The following is a 22404-nucleotide window of genomic DNA, read 5'->3' as shown; positions in this document are numbered from 1 at the left end:
GGGTTACAAATCTAAAAGATTTGCTTCCTTTAGTTGCAACATATAATCGTCCCAATCTCTTTCCAGCTGGCACAATTCTACGTCGTATCGATCGAGGATTTTCTGTTTAATTTCCATCTCGCTTTCCCCGGCTTTTAAACAGGTTAAAATCTCTGCTGCAATGGTATTGCTGGTAAACGAATCGCCGGTTGCCGGATTGAAAATAAATCCGTTTTCACTTGTTGCTATGTTCGCCTTTAACTTCATATCCCTTTCTGTTGGTTGATAAAACCGCTGTAAGCATCGCCTATAGGCAATTCTGCATTGGTTAAATTTACTTTCCGGTTGTGTATCGATTTAATTTTAGTTAATGCCACGATAAAACTGCGATGCACACGGGCAAACTGATCTTCGGGCAGTTTTTCCAGCACCTTTTTCATCGTCATGAGGGTTAAAACCGGCTTATCTGCATTGCACAGATAAATTTTAAGGTAATCGCCCATACTTTCTATGTATTCGATATCGCGGAGCAAAATCTTAATCATTTTATATTCCGAGTATACATAAATGCTCTCATCACTGGTATTTTCCTGCGTAGCATTTTTATATTTATGAAAATCGACCGCTTTTTCTACCGCTGCAGTAAAACGGTTAAAATCTATCGGTTTCAACAGGTAATCGATTGCCTGAAGCTCGTAACTTTCAAAGGCATAGTTGCGGTAAGCGGTAGTAAAAATAATCATCGGGCTGTTTACCAAACTACGCACCAGTTCAACACCTGTTATATCGGGCATGTTAACATCTACAAATAACAAATCAACCGGATTTTGCTTCAGGTACTCTGCACCAGATAGCGCATCTTCAAAAACCTGAACCAATTGCAGCCCAGGAAAGCGGGAAACATAATTCTTAATTAGTTCGAGTGCAAGAGGCTCATCATCTATAGCTACACATTTCAAGGCCATAATTTATCTGTTAAAGGTTAGCAATTTACACAAAGATTAACGGTAAACATTTCGCCTGTGTTTTTAATATCTAAGCTGTGTTGTTGCGGATATAAGTGCGTTAAGCGCTGGCGCGTATTGGCAATGCCGATGCCCGAGCGTTCTAAATTGGATTTATGTGCGTAAATTTTATTCCGGCATGAGAAATCAATTTTATCGGCACCGATACTCAGATTAATGCTGATAATGGTTTTCTCTTTTTTGGTTACCCCGTACTTAAAGGCATTTTCGATAAAGGTCATAAAAATTAAGGGCGCAATTTTTTTCCCTTCGGGTTTCCCGGTAACCTGAAAACTGATTTCGGCATCGGCCCCGAGCCTTAAACGCTGTAGTTCAATGTAATCGCGCACACAGTCTATTTCATCCTTTAACAGCACAAAATCCTGCGTTACATCATCGGTAACATACCGCATTATATTGGATAGCTTCATGATACTTTCTGATGTATGTTCGCTATTAATGACCGACTGGGTATAAATATTATTGAGGGTATTGAAAAGAAAATGGGGATTGATTTGTGCTTTAAGGAAGGAAAGTTCTGCTGTTGCCTTTTCGGCCTCTGCTTTAACCACTTTCGATTCGGCGTTTTGCCAACGCTCAACGGTACTCGTAGCAATACTCAAACCCATAATCATCATAAAAATAAACAGACTGATTACATCAATATTTTCGGGTCTGTGCAGGTCTAAAATCCCTTTCTGTTTTTTCAGGTTCGGGTCCTGCATTCTCAAATCCTGATTGGGCAAGGGTCCGAAAGGCATTTCTACATTAGGTCCAATTACACTATCCTTACCCGGCTGCAGCGATTGGTTTAAACCTTTTGGCTGCTTATCAACCCCTCCGTTTAGCGCTGCCATTACACTTTTATTGTGTCCAAGCAGATTATCGTAAGGTTGGGCATAATACACAAAGCTAAATAAGCCCAAAACAGTTGCCACGTATAACAGGTACCGCTTTTTGAACATGAGCTTAGGCACCAGCACCAGGGCATTGAAATAAAACATTAACATGTACGTAAGGCAAAACAACCAGTAAAATGGCGATGCCAGCAACAACAAACTACTCTGCCCCGATTGTTCGTTATTAATGAACAGCAATGGAAAGGTTAGAAATAAAAGCCAACCTGCCACGTGGATAATAAAAGTTGGAGCCTTAAATTGTTGCATGCTACAAATTAATAATATTTTTTCGGGCCTGGGCTACAGAAATGTACAATAGGGTTTAACTATAAACCAAATTGTTGCTTTCCTGGTAATTTACCATCAGGTTTTCAGTAATTTTTACCATTAGGGTTTCGCCACTACCATTTGTTTTATAATAACTTAAAACCAGTAAATCGCCTATAATTTCGTGTAATACCAATTTTGGGCTGGTATAGGTTAGCGAAACTACGTGGGCAGCTTTATTTAATAAATCGGAACTCAAAATATTTAGTTCGGCCCAATCGAACCTTAATGCATTGCCATCCAGATCGCCCAATACAGGTATTTTACCTTCTAAAGCTGCAATGCTCGGCATAACCGAATACTGTAATTTCTGGTGTAATGAACCTGCTTTTTCGTTTAACTGCAACATTTGCGAAAAAGTATGGGCCTGCTGGTTTTGGCTGAATATCTTTGATTTCTTCTGAAATTCCCTGTAACTGTCGTGAAATATTCTTCTTTCAAAATCGTTGTGGCACATAAAATTGAAATATTGTTTTACGCTGAGGTTAATGTGAGCTAAAGCCATAATATTCGGTTTTTGTTGCTGTTTCAAATATGTAACAATAAAAAAATTAATTTTATAGAGTATCGGTAAACACTGATAATCAATCGGTAAATCGCTAAACTAAATCGCAATGATGAATTTAGGATGAACACGGATTAATTAACAAAACGGGCTTATGTTCCAAAACGCTTCAAAAGGAGCTTAATATATTTTGTGGCTGAGAACATTAACAAACTTTAACAATCACCGTCCCCATATTTTGATTTATTAAAACCGTTTAACTTCCTGCAGGTTATTAATAAAGAGCATATTGATAACTAATTTTTGAGCTATGGAAACACGGAATAACCATGCCTTAATAAAGGCTTTATTAGACTGCGCACTGGCATGCGAACATTGCGCAACATCATGCCTACAGGAAGAAGACCTTAGCATGATGATCGATTGTATTAAACTGGATCGCGATTGTGCCGACATTTGTACGCAGGCTGCCCGGCTCTTACAGCGCGATTCGGTAATTGGTCGCCAGTATTTATTGCTATGTGAAGAAATTTGCAGAATGTGCGCGGCAGAATGTGGCAAACACGATCATGAGCACTGCAGGCAATGTGCCGTTATGTGCGAAGAATGTGCAGATGCATGCCATGCGCATCACGAGCCAATTCATCAGGACTAAAAAAAAGTCCTCCTGATTGAAAATATCAGGAGGACTTCTTAAACTATTTTTTATCGGTTAATTATTGAGCCGGAAAACTGTAGTTATACGATCCTTGCTCGCCAACTCCACTAATACTTACCATATTGTTTCTACCCAATGGCAATGCTTTTTGAACGTCGGCTACTGAGTTTACGGGTTGTCCGTTTACTTTGGTAATAATTAAACCTTTTTCTACACCAATGTTATCGAAAGCTTTGCCGGTTGTAACCGAAGTTACCACTACACCGCCGTTAATGCCATATTTGGCTTTTTGAGCCTGACTGGCAGGAGCAAAAGTTGCACCTAGTTTCGAAACTTCAGCACCTTTGCTTGCGGTGTTATTGGCTGTTAAACCTACACTGGCTTCACCTTTAAGGGTAACAGTATAGTCTTTCAAAGATCCATCACGCAATACAGTTAATTTAACTTTATCACCTGGATTTAAACGACCAACTCTTTCCTGTAAATCTGGCGAATCGTTAATTACCACACCGTCAACTTTTTTAATTACGTCGCCCGATTTGATACCTGCCGCAGCAGCACCACCACCAGCAACTACATCATTTACATATAAACCACTGATTTCGTTAGTTTTAATACCTTCCGGTTTTTCTTCGCCGCTTAATGGTACAAAATTAACACCAATGTAACCACGTTTAACCGAACCATATTTCATAAAATCATCAACAATTTTACGGGCAAGGTTAACCGGGATAGCAAAACCATAGCCCTGGTTATAACCGCTTTGCGAAGCAATTGCTGAGTTAATACCAACTAACTCGCCATTTGCATTTACAAGTGCACCACCACTGTTACCAGGGTTAATTGCAGCGTCTGTCTGGATAAAAGATTCGATGCTTGTATTTGCCGGACGATCTGGTCTTTTACCAGTACGTTGATATTCGCGGTATTCTTCTTCTGTAATTTCGTTGCCTTGTTGCTCGCGGCCAATAATACCGATACTGCGGTTTTTAGCACTTACAATACCTGCAGTTACTGTAGTATTTAAATCTAACGGGAAACCTACCGCTAAAACCCACTCACCCACCTGTACATTATCAGAGTTACCCATTTTTACTACCGGTAAATTGGTTGCATTTACTTTAATCAAAGCTAAATCGGTGTTTGGATCGCGGCCAATTACTTTAGCCTCTACCTTGCGTCTGTCGGTTAAAACTACTTCAACCTTCTCTGCATTTTCTACTACGTGGTTGTTGGTTACAATATAACCGTCCTGGCTGATGATTACACCTGAACCAGATGCTGCTCTTGGCTGACGCTGCATTTGACGGCCACCACCGCCGAAGAAATCTTCCATCATATCAAACGGAGAAGAGCTTCTGCCACCGCCACTTTGCGCGGCATAAGTGGTTTTAATGTGCACCACACCTGGCGCAACTGCTGCTGCTGCCTGCGTAAAATCGGTTGTACCTGCCGATGATACCTTAAGTGGATTATTTGCAAAATATAAATTCTGTTTTTCAGAAATTGTACTGCCTGTTTGGTTACGTTCAAATAGTTTGTAACCTCCTATTGCTGCTGCCCCACCTATAAAAGCAGCTAACACGGTAATTCCCAATATTTTTTTCATGTGTTATATTATTTTAAAAACCCTGTTATATGATAAGCCATTTTGCTAGCTAAATGTTTTAGCTTACAATATTTCAGTTGTTAAATTTACTAATTTTGCGGGAGTGTTTGTTCTCTTTGATTTAAGCAGAATGCTCCTGCAGTTTTTATCTGCTAAAATTTCTTTTCGTTAATTATTCAAATTTAATACCATATAAACGATATTTGCATCATTAGTGCACCTGGTTTTGTGTTAAAAAATGTTAAATCAAAAAAACACGCGGTGCAGGTTACCTTTTGCAATTCAAATATTGCATTAAAAGATGAAGCTTTCATGAAAATTAATTTCTATAAATATCAGGGCGCAGGCAACGATTTCATTTTAATAGACCACACCATGAGTCCGTTAAAAAATATTGACAATCAACTAGTTGAACAGCTATGCCATAGAAGATTCGGGATAGGTGCAGATGGTTTAATGTTCCTGACCAAACACGAAGATTACGATTTTGAAATGCATTATTTTAATGCCGATGGCAACCTTGGCAGTATGTGCGGTAATGGCGGCCGGTGCATTGTTGCCTTTGCCAAACAGCTTGGCATTATTGATCGGGAAACCAACTTTTTGGCAGTAGATGGACCACATTATGCCAGAATTTCAGAAAATGGCGAATGGGTTGATTTGCAAATGATTGATGTAGACACCATTAACAAAGACGGTGATGCCTATGTTTTAAATACAGGCTCTCCACATTACGTAGCTTTACAAACCGGCTTAAAAGACCTGGATGTTTTTCACGAAGGCAAAAGCATCCGTTACAACGATACCTATAAAACCGAGGGCATAAACGTAAACTTTGTAGAAGATAAAGGCGACCACTTGTTTGTGCGCACCTACGAGCGTGGGGTTGAAGACGAGACCTATGCCTGTGGTACAGGAGTTACTGCCGTGGCTATGGCCATGGCCAAACACAAAAACCTGAGTGGCCACATTAAAACCGATATTAAAGTTTTGGGTGGCGATATTAAAATTGAATTCGATTACGATGGTACTGCGTTTACCAATGTGTTTTTATGCGGGCCAGCAAAATTGGTTTTTGAGGGAGAGGTAGATTAATCAAACTCATTTTACCATCTTATAATAAAGGGTATCAACATCAGCCAGATTTTGTTGATACCTTTTTACTACTACTGATTTTATTTTTTCCATTTTTTTCAAATTCCACCGCTCATTTTTATAAAACGAGTAATAGGCTTTCGGGTAAAAGCTGGCATTCTCTTTTAAAGTCATCTTTTGATAAACCAGGTGTATCGGATCTAAAACCAAAACACTGTCCCATTTATTTTTTGTAAAACGGTATTGGTAATCGAGCCGCGACGGATAAGAAATTACCACAATTGAATCGGCATTCTCATTAGTTGATTGGTAATTATAATAGTGCGGCGCACCAAGCATTAAACAACCCGAGCCTGATACCACAACCATTAACAGCAAAAGATATTTCATATACCTAAAGCTAAGAAAAAATCCAGCTGCTGTTTCTTTCACTGCAGTGCAAAAATGCACACAATTTATACCCGGATATGCTTGAAATAAGAAACAACCCGATGCGATAATTTAACACTGAATCGGCGATTTTAACAGCTTTTAACATCTGTCTCAAGATATTTACAAGCAACATTTTAAAATAAAAAATACGGTTAAACTACTTGTAAACAATATTTTAATTATATTTAAGTAGCGTTCTAACCGCAAAATAAATCAATCGATTGATTAAATGACAGAATTTGGACAGATTTATTTTTGGTTAGGCTCTATTTTTGGGCAATTATTGGCGATGATTAAAGTCCATCCTTATTGATAACGCCCTTAATCCGGAAATTTAAATTTAAACACACAGAATACCCATGAGAAAAGTAACAACTCTCCTTTTTAGCGTGAGCATTGGTATGCTTTTAGCATCCTGCGGAAATGATGATGCAGCTAAAAAAGCTGCGGCAGCGGCTGCTGCTGGTCCGCAAGCTTACCCAATATTTACAGTAAACACACAAAACACCACCCTCGATTCAGATTATCCTGCAACTATAGAAGGTATCCAGAATATCGATATCCGTCCGAAAGTTGATGGTTTTATCGAAAAAATATTTGTGGATGAAGGTGCTGTGGTTAAAAAAGGTCAGCTACTTTTTACCATTAATGCGCCTCAGTACGAACAACAGGTTAGAACAGCCAGAGCAGCTATAAGCAGTGCTGAAGCCGATGTAAATGCCGCCCAGTTAACGGTAAATAAAACCAAACCGCTAGTTGAAAAAGATATCATCAGTAAATATGACCTGGATGCAGCTCAGTTAACGCTTCAAAGCAGAAAAGCTGCATTGGCACAGGCAAAAGCAGAGCTGGTAAATGCAAGGGTTAATTTAGGTTATACTTCAATTACCAGTCCGGTAGATGGTGTGGTAGGCAGTATCCCTTTCAGAAACGGGAGCCTGGTGAGTAGCAGCAGCACCCAGCCGCTAACTACAGTTTCGAATACTTCGAAAGTTTACGCTTACTTTTCTTTAAACGAGAAACAACTTTTAGATTTTGCCAGCACTTATAAAGGAAAAACCCTGGCCGAGCAAATGAAAAACATTCCGCCGGTTAGTTTAATACTTGCTGATGGAAGTGTTTATGCGCAAAATGGTAAAATCGAATCGATTAACGGCCAGATTAACACCAACACTGGTTCGGCGAGCTTAAGGGCTACCTTCCCTAACCCGGTTTTCCTGTTAAAAAACGGCGCAAGTGCTTCGGTTAGAATTCCGCAGCATGTTGAAAATGCCATTCTAATCCCTCAAAAATCAACAATCGATTTACAGGGTAAGAAATTCGTTTACATTTTAGGCGATTCGGCTAAGGTAGTTAATACGCAGATTGAGGTAATGGAATTGGCCAAAGGCAATTTCTACGTAGTTACCAAAGGACTTAAAACCGGCGACAAAGTGATTTTAGAAGGTTTCCAATCGTTGAAAGACGGCACAAAAATTAAACCTGAAGAAAAAGCAGCCGATTCAGTTTATGCTGAAATAAAAAAATAAAATACGATAAGTGCAATTCACACTGTACCAGTGTAATCCCTATTATTTATGTTTAAGAAATTTATAGACAGGCCCGTTTTATCGACAGTTATATCCATTATAATTGTAATATTAGGTGTATTAGGCCTTGTAACCCTACCTATTTCGCAGTATCCCGAAATTGCGCCGCCAACCGTTCAGGTATCGGCTTCTTACCAGGGTGCCAACGCCGATGTGGTAATGAGTAGCGTTGTTGTTCCGCTCGAAGAACAAATAAATGGTGTGGAAAACATGACTTACATGACTTCCAGCGCCAGTAATGATGGTACTGCAACCATTACCGTAAACTTTAAATTAGGCACAAACCCTGATTTAGCAGCCGTTAACGTGCAGAATCGTGTAGCCAGGGCAACCAGTTTATTACCTGCCGAGGTAACCAGATCGGGTGTAATTACCGCTAAAAGACAAGCAAGTAATTTGCTTATTTTTTCTATTTACAGTGATGACCCGGCATACGATCAGAAATTCTTACAGAATTACTCGAACATCAACATTATTCCTGAAATTAAAAGGATTAATGGTGTAGGTGATGCCAGTGCATTTGGTACATTGGATTATACCATGCGAATCTGGCTTAAGCCAGAGGTAATGGCGGTTTATGGCCTGGTTCCAAATGATGTGAGCGTAGCCCTTGCCGAGCAAAATATCGAAGCTGCGCCGGGTCAGTTTGGCGAGCAGGGTGGGCAGGCGTTCCAGTATACTTTAAAATATAGCGGCCGCTTAAAAACCGAAACAGAGTTTAGCAACATCATTATTAAAGCCGATGCAAACGGGCAGATTCTCCGTTTGAAAGATGTGGCACGAATAGAACTTGGTGCACAAAGCTATGCCAGCTCAGTAAAGTTTGATGGTAAACCTGCATTGGGTATTGCCATTAGTCAAACTGCTGGTTCGAATGCAAAAGAAGTAATCGAAAATTCGATTAAAACTTTAGAGAAAGCAGCAGTTTCTTTCCCTAAAGGTATTCATTACGCAACAGTTGTTAACGTAAACGATTTCCTTGATGCATCAATTGAAAAGGTAATCCACACATTGATTGAGGCATTTATTCTGGTGTTCCTTGTAGTATTTATTTTCTTACAGGATTTCCGCTCAACCCTTATTCCGGCAATTAGCGTTCCGGTAGCAATTATCGGTACCTTCTTCTTTTTAAGTTTATTTGGTTTTACCATTAACTTATTAACCTTATTTGCCCTGGTTCTGGCCATCGGTATTGTGGTAGATGATGCCATTGTGGTTGTTGAGGCGGTACACGCCAAGCTCGATGCAGGTTATACCGATGCCAAGAAAGCGACCAAAGATGCAATGGACGATATAAGCGGGGCCATTATTTCGATTACTTTGGTAATGGCGGCGGGATTTATCCCGGTTAGTTTTATCCAGGGTTCGTCGGGTGGATTTTATAAACAATTCGGTTTAACACTGGCCATATCCATCATTTTATCGGCCATTAACGCCTTAACGTTAAGTCCGGCATTGTGTGCTATATTTTTAAAGCCACACAAAGACGAGCACGGAAAAAGCAAGAACTTTTTACAGCGCTTTTATGATGCTTTTAATACCTCTTTCGATACCGTAACGCAGAAATACAAACGTTCAGTAGGTTTCTTAGGTAGAAAAAGATGGTTAGCTGGTTTAGGCATTGCAGTTTTCGCAGTGGTACTGGTTTGGATCATGAATACCACACCAAAAGGATTCGTACCGAACGAGGATTTGGGAACAATTTTCTCTGATATCTCATTACCACCATCAACTTCGCAGGAAGAAACCGACAAAATCATTGTTAAAATAAATGATATTGTAAGTAAGGTGCCGGAAGTTGAGGCGACCTTCAGGGTTGTTGGCCGGAGTTTAATCAGTGGTTCGGGTAGTTCTTACGGTATGGTTATCGCGAGGCTTAAACCATGGGATAAACGCAAAAGAGATGTAAAGGCGATTATTGGCGAGTTATTTGCCAAAGCAGGCGGCATTAAAGGCGCAAAAGTAATTTTCTTTGCCCCGCCAACCATCCAGGGTTTTGGTACCGGAGGTGGTTTCGAGTTCCAGTTACAGGATAAAACCGGTGGCGATATTAAGAAATTCAACGAAGTAGGTAATGCATTTTTAGGAGCGCTAAGTAAACGTCCCGAAATCCAGTACGCATCAACTTCGTTTAACCCTAATTTCCCACAATATCAGATTGATGTTAATGTAGCCAAAATTAAACAGGCAGGCTTAACCGTAAGCGATGTACTGGGTGTTTTACAAGGCTATTACGGTGGGGTTTATGCTTCTAACTTTAACAAATTTGGTAAGCAGTACCGCGTAATGTTCCAGGCCGATGCCAAGTATCGCGCTAACCAGCAAAGCTTAACCAGTATTTATGTGCGCAACTCGAGCGGCACCATGGCTCCGGTGTCTGAGTTTATTACTTTAGAGAAGGTGTACGGACCACAAGCCATTTCACGTTTCAACCTATACACTTCAATTGCGGTTACGGGTAACCCGAATGCAGGTTATAGCTCTGGTGATGCCATCAAGGCAATCCAGGAAGAAGCAGCTATTCACCTTCCAACGGGGTATGGATATGAATTCTCAGGTTTATCGCGTGAAGAGGTAAGCAGCGGCAGTCAGACCATTTTTATCTTCCTGCTTTGCGTAATCTTCGTTTACTTCCTGCTTTCAGCACAATACGAAAGTTATATTTTACCATTGGCTGTATTATTCTCGCTGCCGATCGGTTTAGCGGGAGTATTCATTTTCGATAAGATTTTTGGTATCGATAATAACATCTACACGCAAATTACCCTGATTATGCTGGTGGGCTTACTCGCTAAAAATGCGATCCTGATTGTAGAATATGCGGTAGACCGAAGGCGGAAAGGCATGAGTATTACCAATGCGGCTATTGATGGTGCTACTGCACGTTTACGTCCAATCTTAATGACATCATTTGCCTTTATTTTAGGTTTATTACCTTTAATGTTATCAACAGGTGTTGGTGCATCCGGTAATAAATCAATTGGTACAGGAGCTGTTGGAGGTATGTTAATCGGTACCCTATTCGGAGTATTTGTTATTCCTGCACTGTTTATCGTTTTCCAGACTTTGCAAGAAAAAATAAGCAACAAATCTCCTTTTGATGAAGGCATTGACCGCGAACAAACAGAAGAAGAGTACGAGTTAGCGGTTAACCGTCCACATTAATTTTAAAAACATGAAACTTACATATAAGCATTCTATTTTAATCGGTATAGCCATCTTGGGCCTTAGTAGCTGCGTAACTAAAAAGTACGAGCGCCCACAGGTGAAAAGTGAAGGTTTATACCGCGATAACAATACGACCGACACGACCTCAATTGCTAATTTGCAATGGAAACAATTGTTTTCGGATACCACTTTGCAATCGCTGATTCAACAAGGGATAAATGAAAATTTAGACCTGAAACAGGCTATCGAAAGAATCAAAATTGCCGAGGCAACCTTACAGCAAAGTCGGGCTGCATTTTTGCCAAGCTTACAGGCCGATGTAAATGTAACTGACAATAAACAATCGCAGGCATCTTTAAACTTTCCGGCAGGGATTAACATTAATCTGGAAACCCAAACCTATAAAGCGCAACTCAGCACTGCCTGGGAAGCCGATATATGGGGCAAATTAAGCAGTGCCAAACGTGCAGCTTATGCTACCTTATTGCAGAGCGATGCAGCTAAAAGAGCTGTCCAAACCCAGTTAATTGCTACAATTGCCAATAACTATTATACTTTGCTGGCGCTGGATAAGCAACTGGCCATTACCGAGGAAACCATTAAGGTGAGAACCAAGGACGTGGAAACCATGAAAGAGCTTAAACAAGGCGCTGTAGTAAATGGCGCTGCCGTGGTACAAAGCGAGGCCAATTTATATGCTGCGCAGGTTACCCTGCCTGATTTAAAAAGAAGCATTAAGGAAGCTGAAAATGCATTAAGCGTTGTACTGGGTAAAGCACCAAATGCGATTAACCGTACTAGCTTAGATCAGCAAACACCTTATTCCGATTTAAAAACAGGTGTTTCTGCACAATTGCTGCAAAACCGCCCGGATGTAATTGCGGCCGAGTTTGGTTTCCGCTCAGCTTTCGAAAACACCAATGTTGCTAAAACTTATTTTTATCCGGCTTTAACCATAACTGCTGCCGGTGGTTTATCAAGTTTACAGTTACAGGATTTCTTCAGTAAATCTATTTTCTACAATTTAGTGGGAGGTTTAACCCAGCCCATTTTTGCTAAAGGTGCCAATAAAGCCCGCTTAAAAACAGCGCAGGCCAATCAGCAGATTGCTTTTTATACTTTCCAGCAAACCCTTTTAACAGGTGGGCAGGAAGTATCGAATGCTTTATTTGCCTATCAAACAGCAGCAGAGAAAGAAACAACAAGGGCAAAACAAATTGCCTCGTTAACCAAAGCAGTTGATTTTACGAAAGAATTGCTACGTTATAGCTCAGCAACTAACTATACTGATGTATTAACTTCTGAACAGAGTTTGTTAACAGCACAGTTAAACGGCATTAACGATAAATTGCAAAAACTACAATCGGTAGTTAATCTATACCGTGCATTAGGCGGTGGCTGGAAATAAGCTAAAGATTAATGTTAAAAGAGAGGCATTCTGATTATTCAGGATGCCTTTTTTGTTTGGAATAACCGAATGAACAGCTATTTGTATTTCCCGCACATAAAGCAGAAAAGGACACAGATTTAAATTAGAATACTTGGTTATCGTCTCCGTTTGTAACGGGGATGAGCGAGATACACATTTTTAATGTGTTTGTAGCAGCGGTAAAATCGCTATGCTCAAAGATCCTCGTTACAACGAGGACCAACAGTAATCATGTTTTATCTGCGACCTTAATCCCTTAAATCTGCAGGAAAAATCTTTCCTCTCTCACTAAACAAAAGATTATTGCCTTAAGCAAAGAAAAAATCAGCTGGTTTCTTAACTAAAACGCTAGCTACTAATCAGTTTATTTGTATTTTGGCGCTACCAAACAATTTTATGCGCCTCTCTAAACTTTTAGCCTTATTTGCCGGCTTATTTTTCTTCCAGAATATTTACGCCCAAACTTACGTGGTAACCAGTAATGCCGATAGCGGTCCGGGTACTTTGCGCGAAGGCCTAACGCAAGCTGCTGTAGCCAACAGAACCACCACCTTTACCATTAACTTTAATTTACCGGGCACCCCGACAGATAATGCCAACCGTACCATCAGGCTACGCACGGCACTTCCGGTGGTTTCGTCAAATGTGGTAATCGATGGAACCTCACAAGCTGCATGGCCTGCATTGGGTGTTTCGGGTGCGAAAGTAATTTTAGAGCCTGAGTATACCAACACTACTTTTTCGGGGCTGGTTATAGGGCAATCGTCAAGTACAAATGTACCTACCAGCGGAGTAGAAGTGTATGGTTTGTATATCCGCAATTTTGCTACCATTACCAATTTGCAAAATGTAAATACCGTACAAGGCTCTGGAATTATAGTGGATTACCGCGCCAGTAATATCATTATCGGTGCACCTGGAAAAGGGAATGTAATTGGCGGTAACATTTACGGAATCCTGATTCAGAACAACTATTTTTTCACCACTGTAGCAGCTACGAAAATTAAAATACAATCGAATTTAATCGGAGTAATTTACGACGGAATTACACCCAATACCAACGTAACCGGTATTTCGGCCAATTTGTACGATTGCGCATTGGATGTAGGAGGCGATAATGTAGGCGAAGGCAACGTAATTGCCGCAAACCGCATCAATGTAGACATTACCCGTTCATCGTACTCCAGCAGTGCCAGATTTGACATCAACGTAATCAACAATAAAATTGGTGTCGACTTTACCGGTAAAAAGGATTTTCATGAGCTCCCGTTATTTCTTTCCTCTTCAGCTTTAGAAATTTCGGGATTAAAAGTTAATGCGGTAAATAGTGCTCTTTATGTACGCAATAACATCATTGGCGGTAACCGGACGACAGGCGTTTCGATAACCAATTCCGATTTTATATTAACCGGCAATGCCATTGGTACCGATGCTGCCGGAACAGTAGTACTGGGTAATGGAATGGGAGTAAAATTAGAAGCAGGTGCCAGCGGAACCGTGGGCGGTGCAACTCCTGCTGAAGCAAACTTAATTGCTAATAATAACTTCGGATTGGAAACAGTATCGGCCAAACCAGTAAAAGTTACCCGCAACAGTTTCTTTTGCAATAAGAATTTCGGGATCGGAAAAACCCTGACGATCCTGCAGCCTTATATTCAAATTTTGAAAAAACGCAGCGATTATGTTTCGGGCCGGGCTACTCCAAACTCAGAAGTAGAGTTGTTTTATACCATAAACTGTCAGGGCATTTGCGAGGGTAAAACTTATATTGCAACAGTACAAGCCGGTAGTGATGGTCGTTGGGAATACAACGGCGCGCTAAGCGGAATGGTTACAGCAACCGCCAGTTTGTTAAATGCTACAACCTCTCCATTTTCAACCGCCGAGCTGTTACCCAACGAAGCCATAGTAGAACCGGTAACCTGCAGTGCTAACGGATCAATCACTATCCCCGAACCGCGTGAGGGTTTCACTTTTAGCTGGGTAAAAATAGAAACAGACGGTAGCCGTGTGTCAAAAGGTAATACACAAAGTATTTCGAACCTCGATGTGGGCACTTATGAAGTAACCGTTGATGATGGCTGTAAAGCATTTCCAACCGTATTTATTATTAAAGACCAGAAGTTAACCAAACCTACTCTTTTACCTGTAAACCCAGTTTGCGGACAAACTTCTTTTACCTTTACCGCTGAGGTTTTAAGGGGGAAAGGAGTTTTAAAATACGAGTGGATCAATACCGCCACAAATGCTGTAGTAAGCAGAAGCAACCCGGCAAGTTTACCCGAAGGCACTTATTATGTAAAAGTATCAGATGAGGCAAGTTGTACCCTTTCCTCTGATCCTATTACCGTAAAAAGAAAGCCTAAAATCATTATTGCAAGTACTGTACCTCCAAAACATGCTACCTGTGGTAGCCAGAATGGTGCCATTACAGGCTTAAAAATCACGGATTTCACCGGTACTGTTACCTATAAATGGTACAAACCCGACCCAATAACCGGAGCATTGGGCGATGTAATTGCTGCAACGCCCGATTTGCAAAACGTAGAAGGAGGAAATTACACCGTTGTGGTATCCGATGAAGGCGAATGCCCGGCTACTACCGCATCCTTTTTTATCATTACCGATAATACCATTCAAATCAGCGATGCCTCCATCAGAAAGAATGTGACTTGTAACAGTGATAATGGAGCGATAGGAGGAATTAACCTAACTGATGCTGATGGCTATGAATGGATTGGACCAGATGGAATAACCGTAAAAAAAGGAACATATTCTGCCGGAACATCATTATTAATTGAAAATCTAAAACCAGGCTCGTATAGGTTATGGGCAAGCAATAGCAAATCCAGTTGCCCGCGTGTACCTAGAGACTTTGTCGTAACAGCTATTGCTCCGCCAGTATATAACTTTTCTCATCGTGAATCGCCAACAACCTGTGGACAAACTAATGGTACTATCGACCTGGATTTTAGCTCAGCACTGCCGTATAGGTATGAATGGAAAGACGAAACTGGCAACATTGTACTAAGCACTAAAACAATCAATTCTATTTCTTTAAAAAACTTACCTGGTGGCGTTTATACGATGTATGCTTACGACATTAATAACTGCGCACCCTTTATTATCGGTCCTTACACGATAGAAGTTACCCCCCTGCTTACCATTGTACCAAACACCGGAAAGCCAGTTAAAGATGGCTGTTCTTTACAAAGAGGCTCGGTTACCGGTGTACAGGTAATTGGTGGTGTACCGGGCTACGATTTTAAATGGATTAACGAATCAGGAGAAGCTGTTCAGTTTACACAAGACTTAACGAATATTGGTGCGGGTACATACCGCTTAGAAGTAAAAGACAAAACAACCTGTGGTTACGCCATCAGTGAGCCTTTTACCATTATTGATGAACCCTTTAAAATTCTGGCTCCTGTAATGAACGATCTGCGTGTTTGTTATGTTTCAGATATCACCTTGCCGGTAATCGCCCCCGAAGAAGGAACTTATCAGCTATTTGAAAGAATAGACGACAGTAAACCATTTTTAGAAAGCACTAAAGGTATATTCAATTTCAAAGTAGCCAAAACAGCCGATTATTTTGTAAGAAGAAAACTTGGTTCCTGCACCAGTGAATTTACCAAAGTGCATGTAGAAGTAACACACGATAATTTAGAAATCACCAATACCATGACCCCTAATGGTGATGGCATGAATGATGTTTGGCAGGTACGGGGCTTACCGGATTTTAAAGGCACCAATATTAAGATTTATACCCGCGGTGGTCAGCTGGTTTACGAATCTATCGGTAACTATACCAAGCCTTTCGATGGCAGGTTCAGAGATAAGGAATTGCCGGCTGGTGTTTATTATTATGTAATCGATTTAAGGGCCGAATGTAAACCACTTGGTGGCAGCATTACACTTTTACGTTAAAACTGCCTGCTTGGGCATGCTACCTGATACCGGTTATTGAGTAGTATGCCCAACACAATTTCGTGCGTACCATTGTTTACCGATCGCAATCCCGAAGTATTTACATCGTAAGAATAACTGAGGTTAACCAGCGAAGCGATATTGAATCCCGCTAAAAGCGAAAAGGAGTCGTTATTACGGAAACTGGTTCCTACCCAAAATTTATCTTTATAGGCAAATTTTAAATTAGCATCAAAAGTAGCAGGGGCATTTGCCCAATAGCTAATCAGCGCCGAAGGAATCATAGCAATATCTTCGTCTAAAAATATTTTGTAACCTGCAGTTCCGTAAAAAGTTGCCGATTGGTACGGACTGCTTTTCACCTGATTATTTACCACACTGTTTTTATTCCCGATTAATTGCTTGGCCGAAACACCCGCAAAAAACCTGGGACTATACAACCATAAACCTGCGCCAATATCGGGCCTGATTTTGTTATTGTAATCTGCCGAAAACAAGGGATCGCCAGATTCGTCGGCTATAATTCCGCGCACATCAACACTGATTGATTTAAAACCACCGGATAAGCCTAATGATAAGTTGATCTCATTGGTAAGGCCCAGGTGGTAAGCATAAGTTACGTTTACATTGGTTTGCCTTACCAGTCCTGCTTTATCTGTCATGGCTACCAAACCAATGCCATGGTGGGGCTCTGCTGCAGTGTAGTTGTTTACATAACTCCTGCTCATCGGATTTTCGCCGTTACCGGCAAATGAGTTTACATTGCTCCTTACAAAATCTTCTCCGATAGCTGTACTTAACGAGAGGTATTGTGTACTTGGCGATCCTTCCAGGCCACTCCATTGTTTGCGCAGGCCAATTTTTAAGTCGGTATAATTATCAATACCTGCCAAAGCCGGGTTAAGCAGAATGTTATTAAAAATATATTGCGTACTTCTTGGGATTTCCTGCGCGTGGCTACAAAAGCACAGGCAGATAAACAGAGAGAGCGGGTAAAAAAATTTCATTTGGTTTGGTCGTGCGTTAAGCTTAACGGTCTTTAACAAACCGTTTTACGAGTGCTAAGATAATAAGTTGTAGCCAATTATTAAGGATTAATATTTATGCCGCTTTTACACTAACTTAATTTCAGATTAGGCGTTAATCTATGGCCAGCTGGGCCCGACATTTAGTTAAAGTATTATCTGTCAATTGTTCCTTTAAAAAAAGGATTTTTTTTTATTTCAAAAACCCTCAGTTCTTTTGATGTAACCCCAAAATATTGTAAGTTTAAAGTTTTTTAAGCGCTTAGCTTACAAAAATTTTAATCCCATCAATGTTACGTGTCGATAGTTCCAAAGCCTGTAAAATAGTGTACTCTTTGTGCAAACATGAGTATTTGGGCTATTTAATTGAACCACACATCGTTCAGCTTAATCCGCAAGGCGACTTCTCTTTTACTTACCAACGAATTTTTACGCATACAGCAGAAGAATTCAATAAGTACTTAAGCGATATCGATTATAAGTTGATCAGAATATTGGACGACATTGAGCAGGATTCGATTATCAAAAAGTATTATAAAAAGCTAATCCGGCCAACCGAATTTTTCACCAAGGTTTTCGACGATAAATTTTATGAAAATGTACGTCCGAAAATTGAGAAAAAACTTGCCGAAGCTTTAGAAATACTAAAAACCAAAAACGAACTTTATGTAATGGATAAAGATGGCTGGCCGGTTGAACGTAAAATCGAACTTGCCGCCGAACCCGCTTCTATCCTTTTTCACTTCCGCAGAAACGAAACCGAAACGCGCTACTTCCCTACCATTAAGTACCAGAACCTGCGCATCGAGTTTATGTTTAAAGAAGCACAGATTATTAGCAACAAACCTGCCTGGTTGTTGCTAAATGACGTATTGTACTTTTTTGATCAGGATATTGAAGGCAAGAAATTACAACCGTTTTTGAACAAGCGCTACATTGCCATCCCCAAAACTACTGAGGCTACCTATTTCGAAAAATTTGTGGCTCCTTTAATAGAAAAGCACCATGTGTATGCCGAAGGCTTCGAAATCAGAACCGAGCAATTTGAAGCGATTCCGGTAATTAAAGTATTGTATGTAGATGGTGGTCTTTCACAAATCCAGCTGTACTTTAAATATGGCGAGTATACATTTCCCGTAGAAAACGCACATAAAGTGACTGTTCGACTGGAGAAAACGGCCGATAATTATATTTTTCACCGCATCAAACGTTCGGCAGACTGGGAGAAAAAACAATTCAACCTGCTTTTATCGCTCGGACTGAAAAAAACAAGTTCATTATTCAGTAACCTGGAGGTGATTTCGGGAGAAGAAAACCCGAGTTATGCCGCCATAAATTGGGTGAATGAGCACATTGAAATATTACAGGCTTCGGGTTTTGAGATTGAACAAGCCACCGGACAAAAGAAATTTGTGTTTGGGGTGAGCAAAATCGACCTTGAGGTTAAAGAAGAAAACGACTGGTTCGATATTAATGCCGTGGTTTGGTTTGGTAAATACCAGATTCCTTTTCTTTCTTTAAAACAACATATCCTCCATAAAAAACGCGAATTCCTGCTGCCTGATGGCGAAGTAGCCATCATTCCGGATAAATGGTTTACGCAATATGGCAGTTTATTCAGTTTGGCCGAAACCGGCAAAAGCTTGAAGTTAAAGAAGCATCACATTGGCTTAATTAACGATCTGGCGGAAGATAGCCTGGCCAACGTAACTCTCGAGCGTAAGCTTCAACGTTTATCCGATTTTGAAGATATCGCCGATACGCAAATGCCTGCCCATTTTAAAGGAAGTTTGCGCGATTACCAGAAAGCAGGCTACAACTGGTTTAGCTTTTTGCGCGAATATAATTTTGGCGGTTGCCTGGCCGATGATATGGGTTTAGGTAAAACCATCCAAACGTTGGCCATGCTGCAAAAAGTAAAGGAAGATGATCAGCTGCAGGGCATCCAAACATCATCGCTCATTATCATGCCAACCTCTTTAATTTACAACTGGTTAACAGAGGCCAAAAAGTTTACGCCAAAGCTTAAGATACTGGCGCATACCGGCACCAACCGGAATAAAGATGTGGCCAATTTTGCCACCTACGATATTATTATTACCACTTATGGCGTAACCCGGGTAGATGTTGATGAACTGAAGAACTTTTACTTCAACTATGTAATATTAGACGAGAGTCAGAATATCAAAAACCCTGCTTCCAAATCGTTTAAAGCCGTTAGGAGCCTTAAATCAAAACACCGTTTAATTTTGAGTGGTACGCCGGTAGAGAATTCGGTAAGCGATTTATGGTCGCAGTTAACCTTTTTAAACCCGGGTTTATTAGGCACCCAGGCTTTCTTTTTTGAAGAATATGTGCAGGCCATTGAGAAGAAAAAAGACGAAGAAAAAGCCCGTAAGCTGCAAACCATTATCAAACCTTTTGTACTCCGCAGAACGAAAGAACAGGTAGCGGCAGAGTTGCCACCCAAAACCGAGCAGGTTATTTACTGCGATATGAGCGAAGACCAGGCGGCATATTATGAAAAAACCAAATCAGCCTACCGCAACGACCTGTTGCAAAGTATGGATGATGGAACATTTGCCCAGAAACAGGTTCAGCTTTTACAGGGTTTAACCGCTTTGCGTCAGTTGGCTAACCACCCGGTAATGATCGACGGCGAATACATGTCGGATTCAGGGAAGTTTGAAAACGTAATCCATACGCTGGATAACGTATTGAAAGGCGGGCACAAGGTTTTGGTTTTCTCCCAGTTTGTAAAGCATCTCGATATTTTCAAAAAACATTTTGAAGCCGAAAATATTCCCTTTGCTTACTTAGATGGCGCAACGCGTAACCGTGGCGAAATTGTGGCAGAATTTCAGCAAAACACAGAATTGAAGGTATTTTTAATTTCAATAAAAGCGGGTGGCGTAGGTTTAAATTTAACGCAGGCCGATTACGTTTTCATCCTCGATCCATGGTGGAACCCAGCTGTAGAACAACAAGCCATAGACAGAACGCACCGTATTGGGCAGGATAAAAAGGTTTTCATCTACAAATTTATCGCTAAAGATACTGTTGAAGAGAAAATCCTCGCCTTGCAGAACCGGAAGAAATCATTAGCCAATTCACTCATTACCACGGAAGAGAGTTTCTTTAAATCGTTGAGTAAGGAAGATATCCGCGAGATATTGAACTAAGACAGGTGTCACCCTGAATGCAATGAAGGATCTTTTTACAGGGCTTCAATGGATCGTCATTTCAAGCTGATCTGATAGCTTGCAACGTAGCCGGGAACCACGTAGTGCGCAGCGAAGCTAAACCTAACCGCGATAGATCTCTCCATTCCGCTATCGATGAAAAATCGATTCGCTTCAGTCGAGGACGACTACTTAAATGCCCTTACATGTCTTAGGTGGTAAAAATTACAGTTTAGGTCACAAATAAAATTCTTTCAAACTCATTCCCCCTTTACTTGTTATAAAGTAGAATATAAACTCTACCATCATGACAAATCAAGATTTCAATACAGCCCTTAACAATGTAAAAGAGGCCTGGAAATATCCCGAATTATTTCAGAACGTATCTAAATCAGAGCGTTGGTTATCAGGAGCATCGGGTGCTTACCTGCTTTTTAAAGGTATTACCAGTGTTTTCACCCACCCCGTTATCGGATTAACAGGTGCAGCCATTGGTGCCGGACTATTATACCGCGGTATTACAGGTTATTGCCCGCTACGCGATTTAGCAGAGCAGCAAAAAGAAGATATAGCACCCGATGAAATTTTTGTAAGCGAAACCTATGTTGTGGATGATCTGGGGTAAAATTTTAAATACCAAATTTCCATTTCTTAATAAACTGGTTAACTTTAAAAAGTTAAACCACAATTATGAACAAATACACACTATTATTTATTCCTGTTTTATTTGCAGGGCAGGCTATGGCACAAGATAAAAAACCAGATCCTGCCAGAGACCCCAAAACTACCGAGGTTTGGGAGCCTGTTCCCAAAGTTGTTACTGCAGGTAAATTGCCACAAGATGCCCCATCAGATGCTATTATTTTATTTAATGGCCGTAATCTTGATGCCTGGCACTCGGTAAAAGATCCTTCTAAACCTGCTGCATGGACCATCGATGATGGTTTCTTCACGGTTAAAAAAGGAACCGGAAATATCGAAACCAATAAAAAGTTTACCGATTACCAATTGCACATGGAATGGAAAATTCCTGCTAATATTTCGGGCGAAGGACAGGCACGTGGAAACAGCGGTGTGTTTTTAGCTTCAACAGGTGGCGGCGATGATGGATATGAAATCCAGATTATGGATGCCTACAACAATAAAACTTATGTTAACGGACAAACCGGAAGTGTTTACAAACAAGGTATCCCTTTAGCCAACGCCAACAAAAAACCAGGTGAATGGCAATATTATGATATCATTTGGAATGCACCCCGTTTTAACGAAGACGGAACATTACAAAAACCAGCAAGCGTTACCTTGTTCTTAAATGGTGTACTATTGCAAAATGGCTTTGTATTGAAAGGTGAAACCAGATACATTGGTGCTCCAGAATATAAAAAACATGGTCCTGCTTCAATCAAACTGCAAGATCATGGCGATCCAAGTCCAGCAATCAGTTTCAGAAACATTTGGGTTAGAGAATTATAATTTCAACAAAACAACAATAAAAGACCTGCAGGCTAAAACTTGCAGGTTTTTGTTTTTTAAACAATTTTACCAAAGCATGATCCTCGTTTGTAACGAGGAT

The 22404-nt window shown here is 40.5% G+C and carries 16 protein-coding genes; 9 read left to right on the top strand and 7 right to left on the bottom strand.

Features of this window, described 5'->3' with window-relative positions:
• Positions 1-3 precede the first annotated feature (3 nt).
• The 4 genes from HWV58_RS03820 to HWV58_RS03805 are packed head-to-tail and all read right to left on the bottom strand — an operon-like array spanning position 4 to position 2714.
• Positions 4-246 carry a PqqD family protein gene (locus HWV58_RS03820; protein WP_175632828.1) on the bottom strand — a complete coding sequence of 81 codons (243 nt, stop codon included), beginning with the start codon at positions 244-246 and terminating at the stop codon, positions 4-6.
• Positions 243-944, bottom strand: a complete 702-nt coding sequence (locus HWV58_RS03815; RefSeq protein ID WP_175632827.1) for a LytR/AlgR family response regulator transcription factor — start codon at positions 942-944, stop codon at positions 243-245. Before HWV58_RS03815 ends, HWV58_RS03820 begins: the two co-directional genes overlap by 4 nt.
• Before the next feature lie 17 nt (positions 945-961).
• Positions 962-2149 carry a sensor histidine kinase gene (locus HWV58_RS03810; RefSeq protein ID WP_175632826.1) on the bottom strand — a complete coding sequence of 396 codons (1188 nt, stop codon included), beginning with the start codon at positions 2147-2149 and terminating at the stop codon, positions 962-964.
• Positions 2150-2204: 55 nt separating this feature from the next.
• Entirely contained in the window at positions 2205-2714 is a 510-nt protein-coding gene (locus HWV58_RS03805; RefSeq protein ID WP_175632825.1) for a hypothetical protein, read from the bottom strand.
• Positions 2715-3024: 310 nt separating this feature from the next.
• On the opposite strand from HWV58_RS03805, the gene HWV58_RS03800 reads away from it, so the two are divergent.
• A complete protein-coding gene (locus HWV58_RS03800; protein WP_175632824.1) occupies positions 3025-3369 on the top strand; it encodes a four-helix bundle copper-binding protein in 345 nt (114 codons plus the stop codon).
• 61 nt (positions 3370-3430) lie between these two features.
• Here the strand turns inward: HWV58_RS03800 and HWV58_RS03795 are convergent, their stop codons facing one another.
• Positions 3431-4981, bottom strand: a complete 1551-nt coding sequence (locus HWV58_RS03795; protein ID WP_175632823.1) for a trypsin-like peptidase domain-containing protein — start codon at positions 4979-4981, stop codon at positions 3431-3433.
• A gap of 312 nt (positions 4982-5293) precedes the next feature.
• Here HWV58_RS03795 and dapF point away from each other — a divergent pair, with 312 nt between their 5' ends.
• A complete protein-coding gene (dapF, locus tag HWV58_RS03790; protein WP_175632822.1) occupies positions 5294-6076 on the top strand; it encodes a diaminopimelate epimerase in 783 nt (260 codons plus the stop codon).
• A gap of 6 nt (positions 6077-6082) precedes the next feature.
• Here the strand turns inward: dapF and HWV58_RS03785 are convergent, their stop codons facing one another.
• On the bottom strand, positions 6083-6466 hold the full coding sequence (locus tag HWV58_RS03785; protein WP_175632821.1) for a hypothetical protein: 384 nt from the start codon (positions 6464-6466) through the stop codon (positions 6083-6085).
• 401 nt (positions 6467-6867) lie between these two features.
• Between HWV58_RS03785 and HWV58_RS03780 the strand changes: the two genes are divergently transcribed.
• From HWV58_RS03780 to HWV58_RS03765, 4 genes are all read left to right on the top strand, one after another.
• Positions 6868-8037, top strand: coding sequence for an efflux RND transporter periplasmic adaptor subunit (locus HWV58_RS03780; protein ID WP_175632820.1), 1170 nt, complete (start codon positions 6868-6870; stop codon positions 8035-8037).
• Between the two features lie 48 nt (positions 8038-8085).
• Positions 8086-11262, top strand: coding sequence for an efflux RND transporter permease subunit (locus tag HWV58_RS03775; protein ID WP_175632819.1), 3177 nt, complete (start codon positions 8086-8088; stop codon positions 11260-11262).
• Between the two features lie 10 nt (positions 11263-11272).
• On the top strand, positions 11273-12673 hold the full coding sequence (locus HWV58_RS03770; protein WP_175632818.1) for an efflux transporter outer membrane subunit: 1401 nt from the start codon (positions 11273-11275) through the stop codon (positions 12671-12673).
• 417 nt (positions 12674-13090) lie between these two features.
• Positions 13091-16624, top strand: a complete 3534-nt coding sequence (locus HWV58_RS03765; RefSeq protein ID WP_175632817.1) for a T9SS type B sorting domain-containing protein — start codon at positions 13091-13093, stop codon at positions 16622-16624.
• On the opposite strand, the gene HWV58_RS03760 is transcribed toward HWV58_RS03765, so the two are convergent.
• The gene (locus tag HWV58_RS03760) at positions 16621-17631 is read right to left on the bottom strand and encodes a PorP/SprF family type IX secretion system membrane protein (RefSeq protein WP_175632816.1); all 1011 of its coding nucleotides are present in this window, start codon (positions 17629-17631) and stop codon (positions 16621-16623) included. The two genes, HWV58_RS03765 and HWV58_RS03760, sit on opposite strands and share 4 nt — an antisense overlap.
• Positions 17632-17939: 308 nt before the next feature.
• On the opposite strand from HWV58_RS03760, the gene HWV58_RS03755 reads away from it, so the two are divergent.
• The 3 genes from HWV58_RS03755 to HWV58_RS03745 all read left to right on the top strand — a co-directional run bounded on the left by HWV58_RS03755 (position 17940) and on the right by HWV58_RS03745 (position 22304).
• Positions 17940-20831 (top strand): DEAD/DEAH box helicase, encoded by a 2892-nt coding sequence (locus HWV58_RS03755; protein WP_175632815.1) that lies wholly within the window; start codon positions 17940-17942, stop codon positions 20829-20831.
• Positions 20832-21138: 307 nt separating this feature from the next.
• Positions 21139-21456: a YgaP family membrane protein gene (locus HWV58_RS03750; RefSeq protein WP_175632814.1), complete on the top strand. Its 318-nt coding sequence runs from the start codon at positions 21139-21141 to the stop codon at positions 21454-21456.
• 65 nt (positions 21457-21521) lie between these two features.
• Positions 21522-22304, top strand: a complete 783-nt coding sequence (locus tag HWV58_RS03745) for a 3-keto-disaccharide hydrolase (protein ID WP_175632813.1) — start codon at positions 21522-21524, stop codon at positions 22302-22304.
• Positions 22305-22404: the final 100 nt, after the last annotated feature.

Origin of the sequence: Pedobacter ghigonis, from assembly GCF_903166585.1 — a bacterium.
In the GTDB taxonomy this organism is placed as follows: Bacteria; Bacteroidota; Bacteroidia; order Sphingobacteriales; family Sphingobacteriaceae; genus Pedobacter; species Pedobacter ghigonis.
This window is presented reverse-complemented; position numbering and strand designations above follow the sequence as displayed.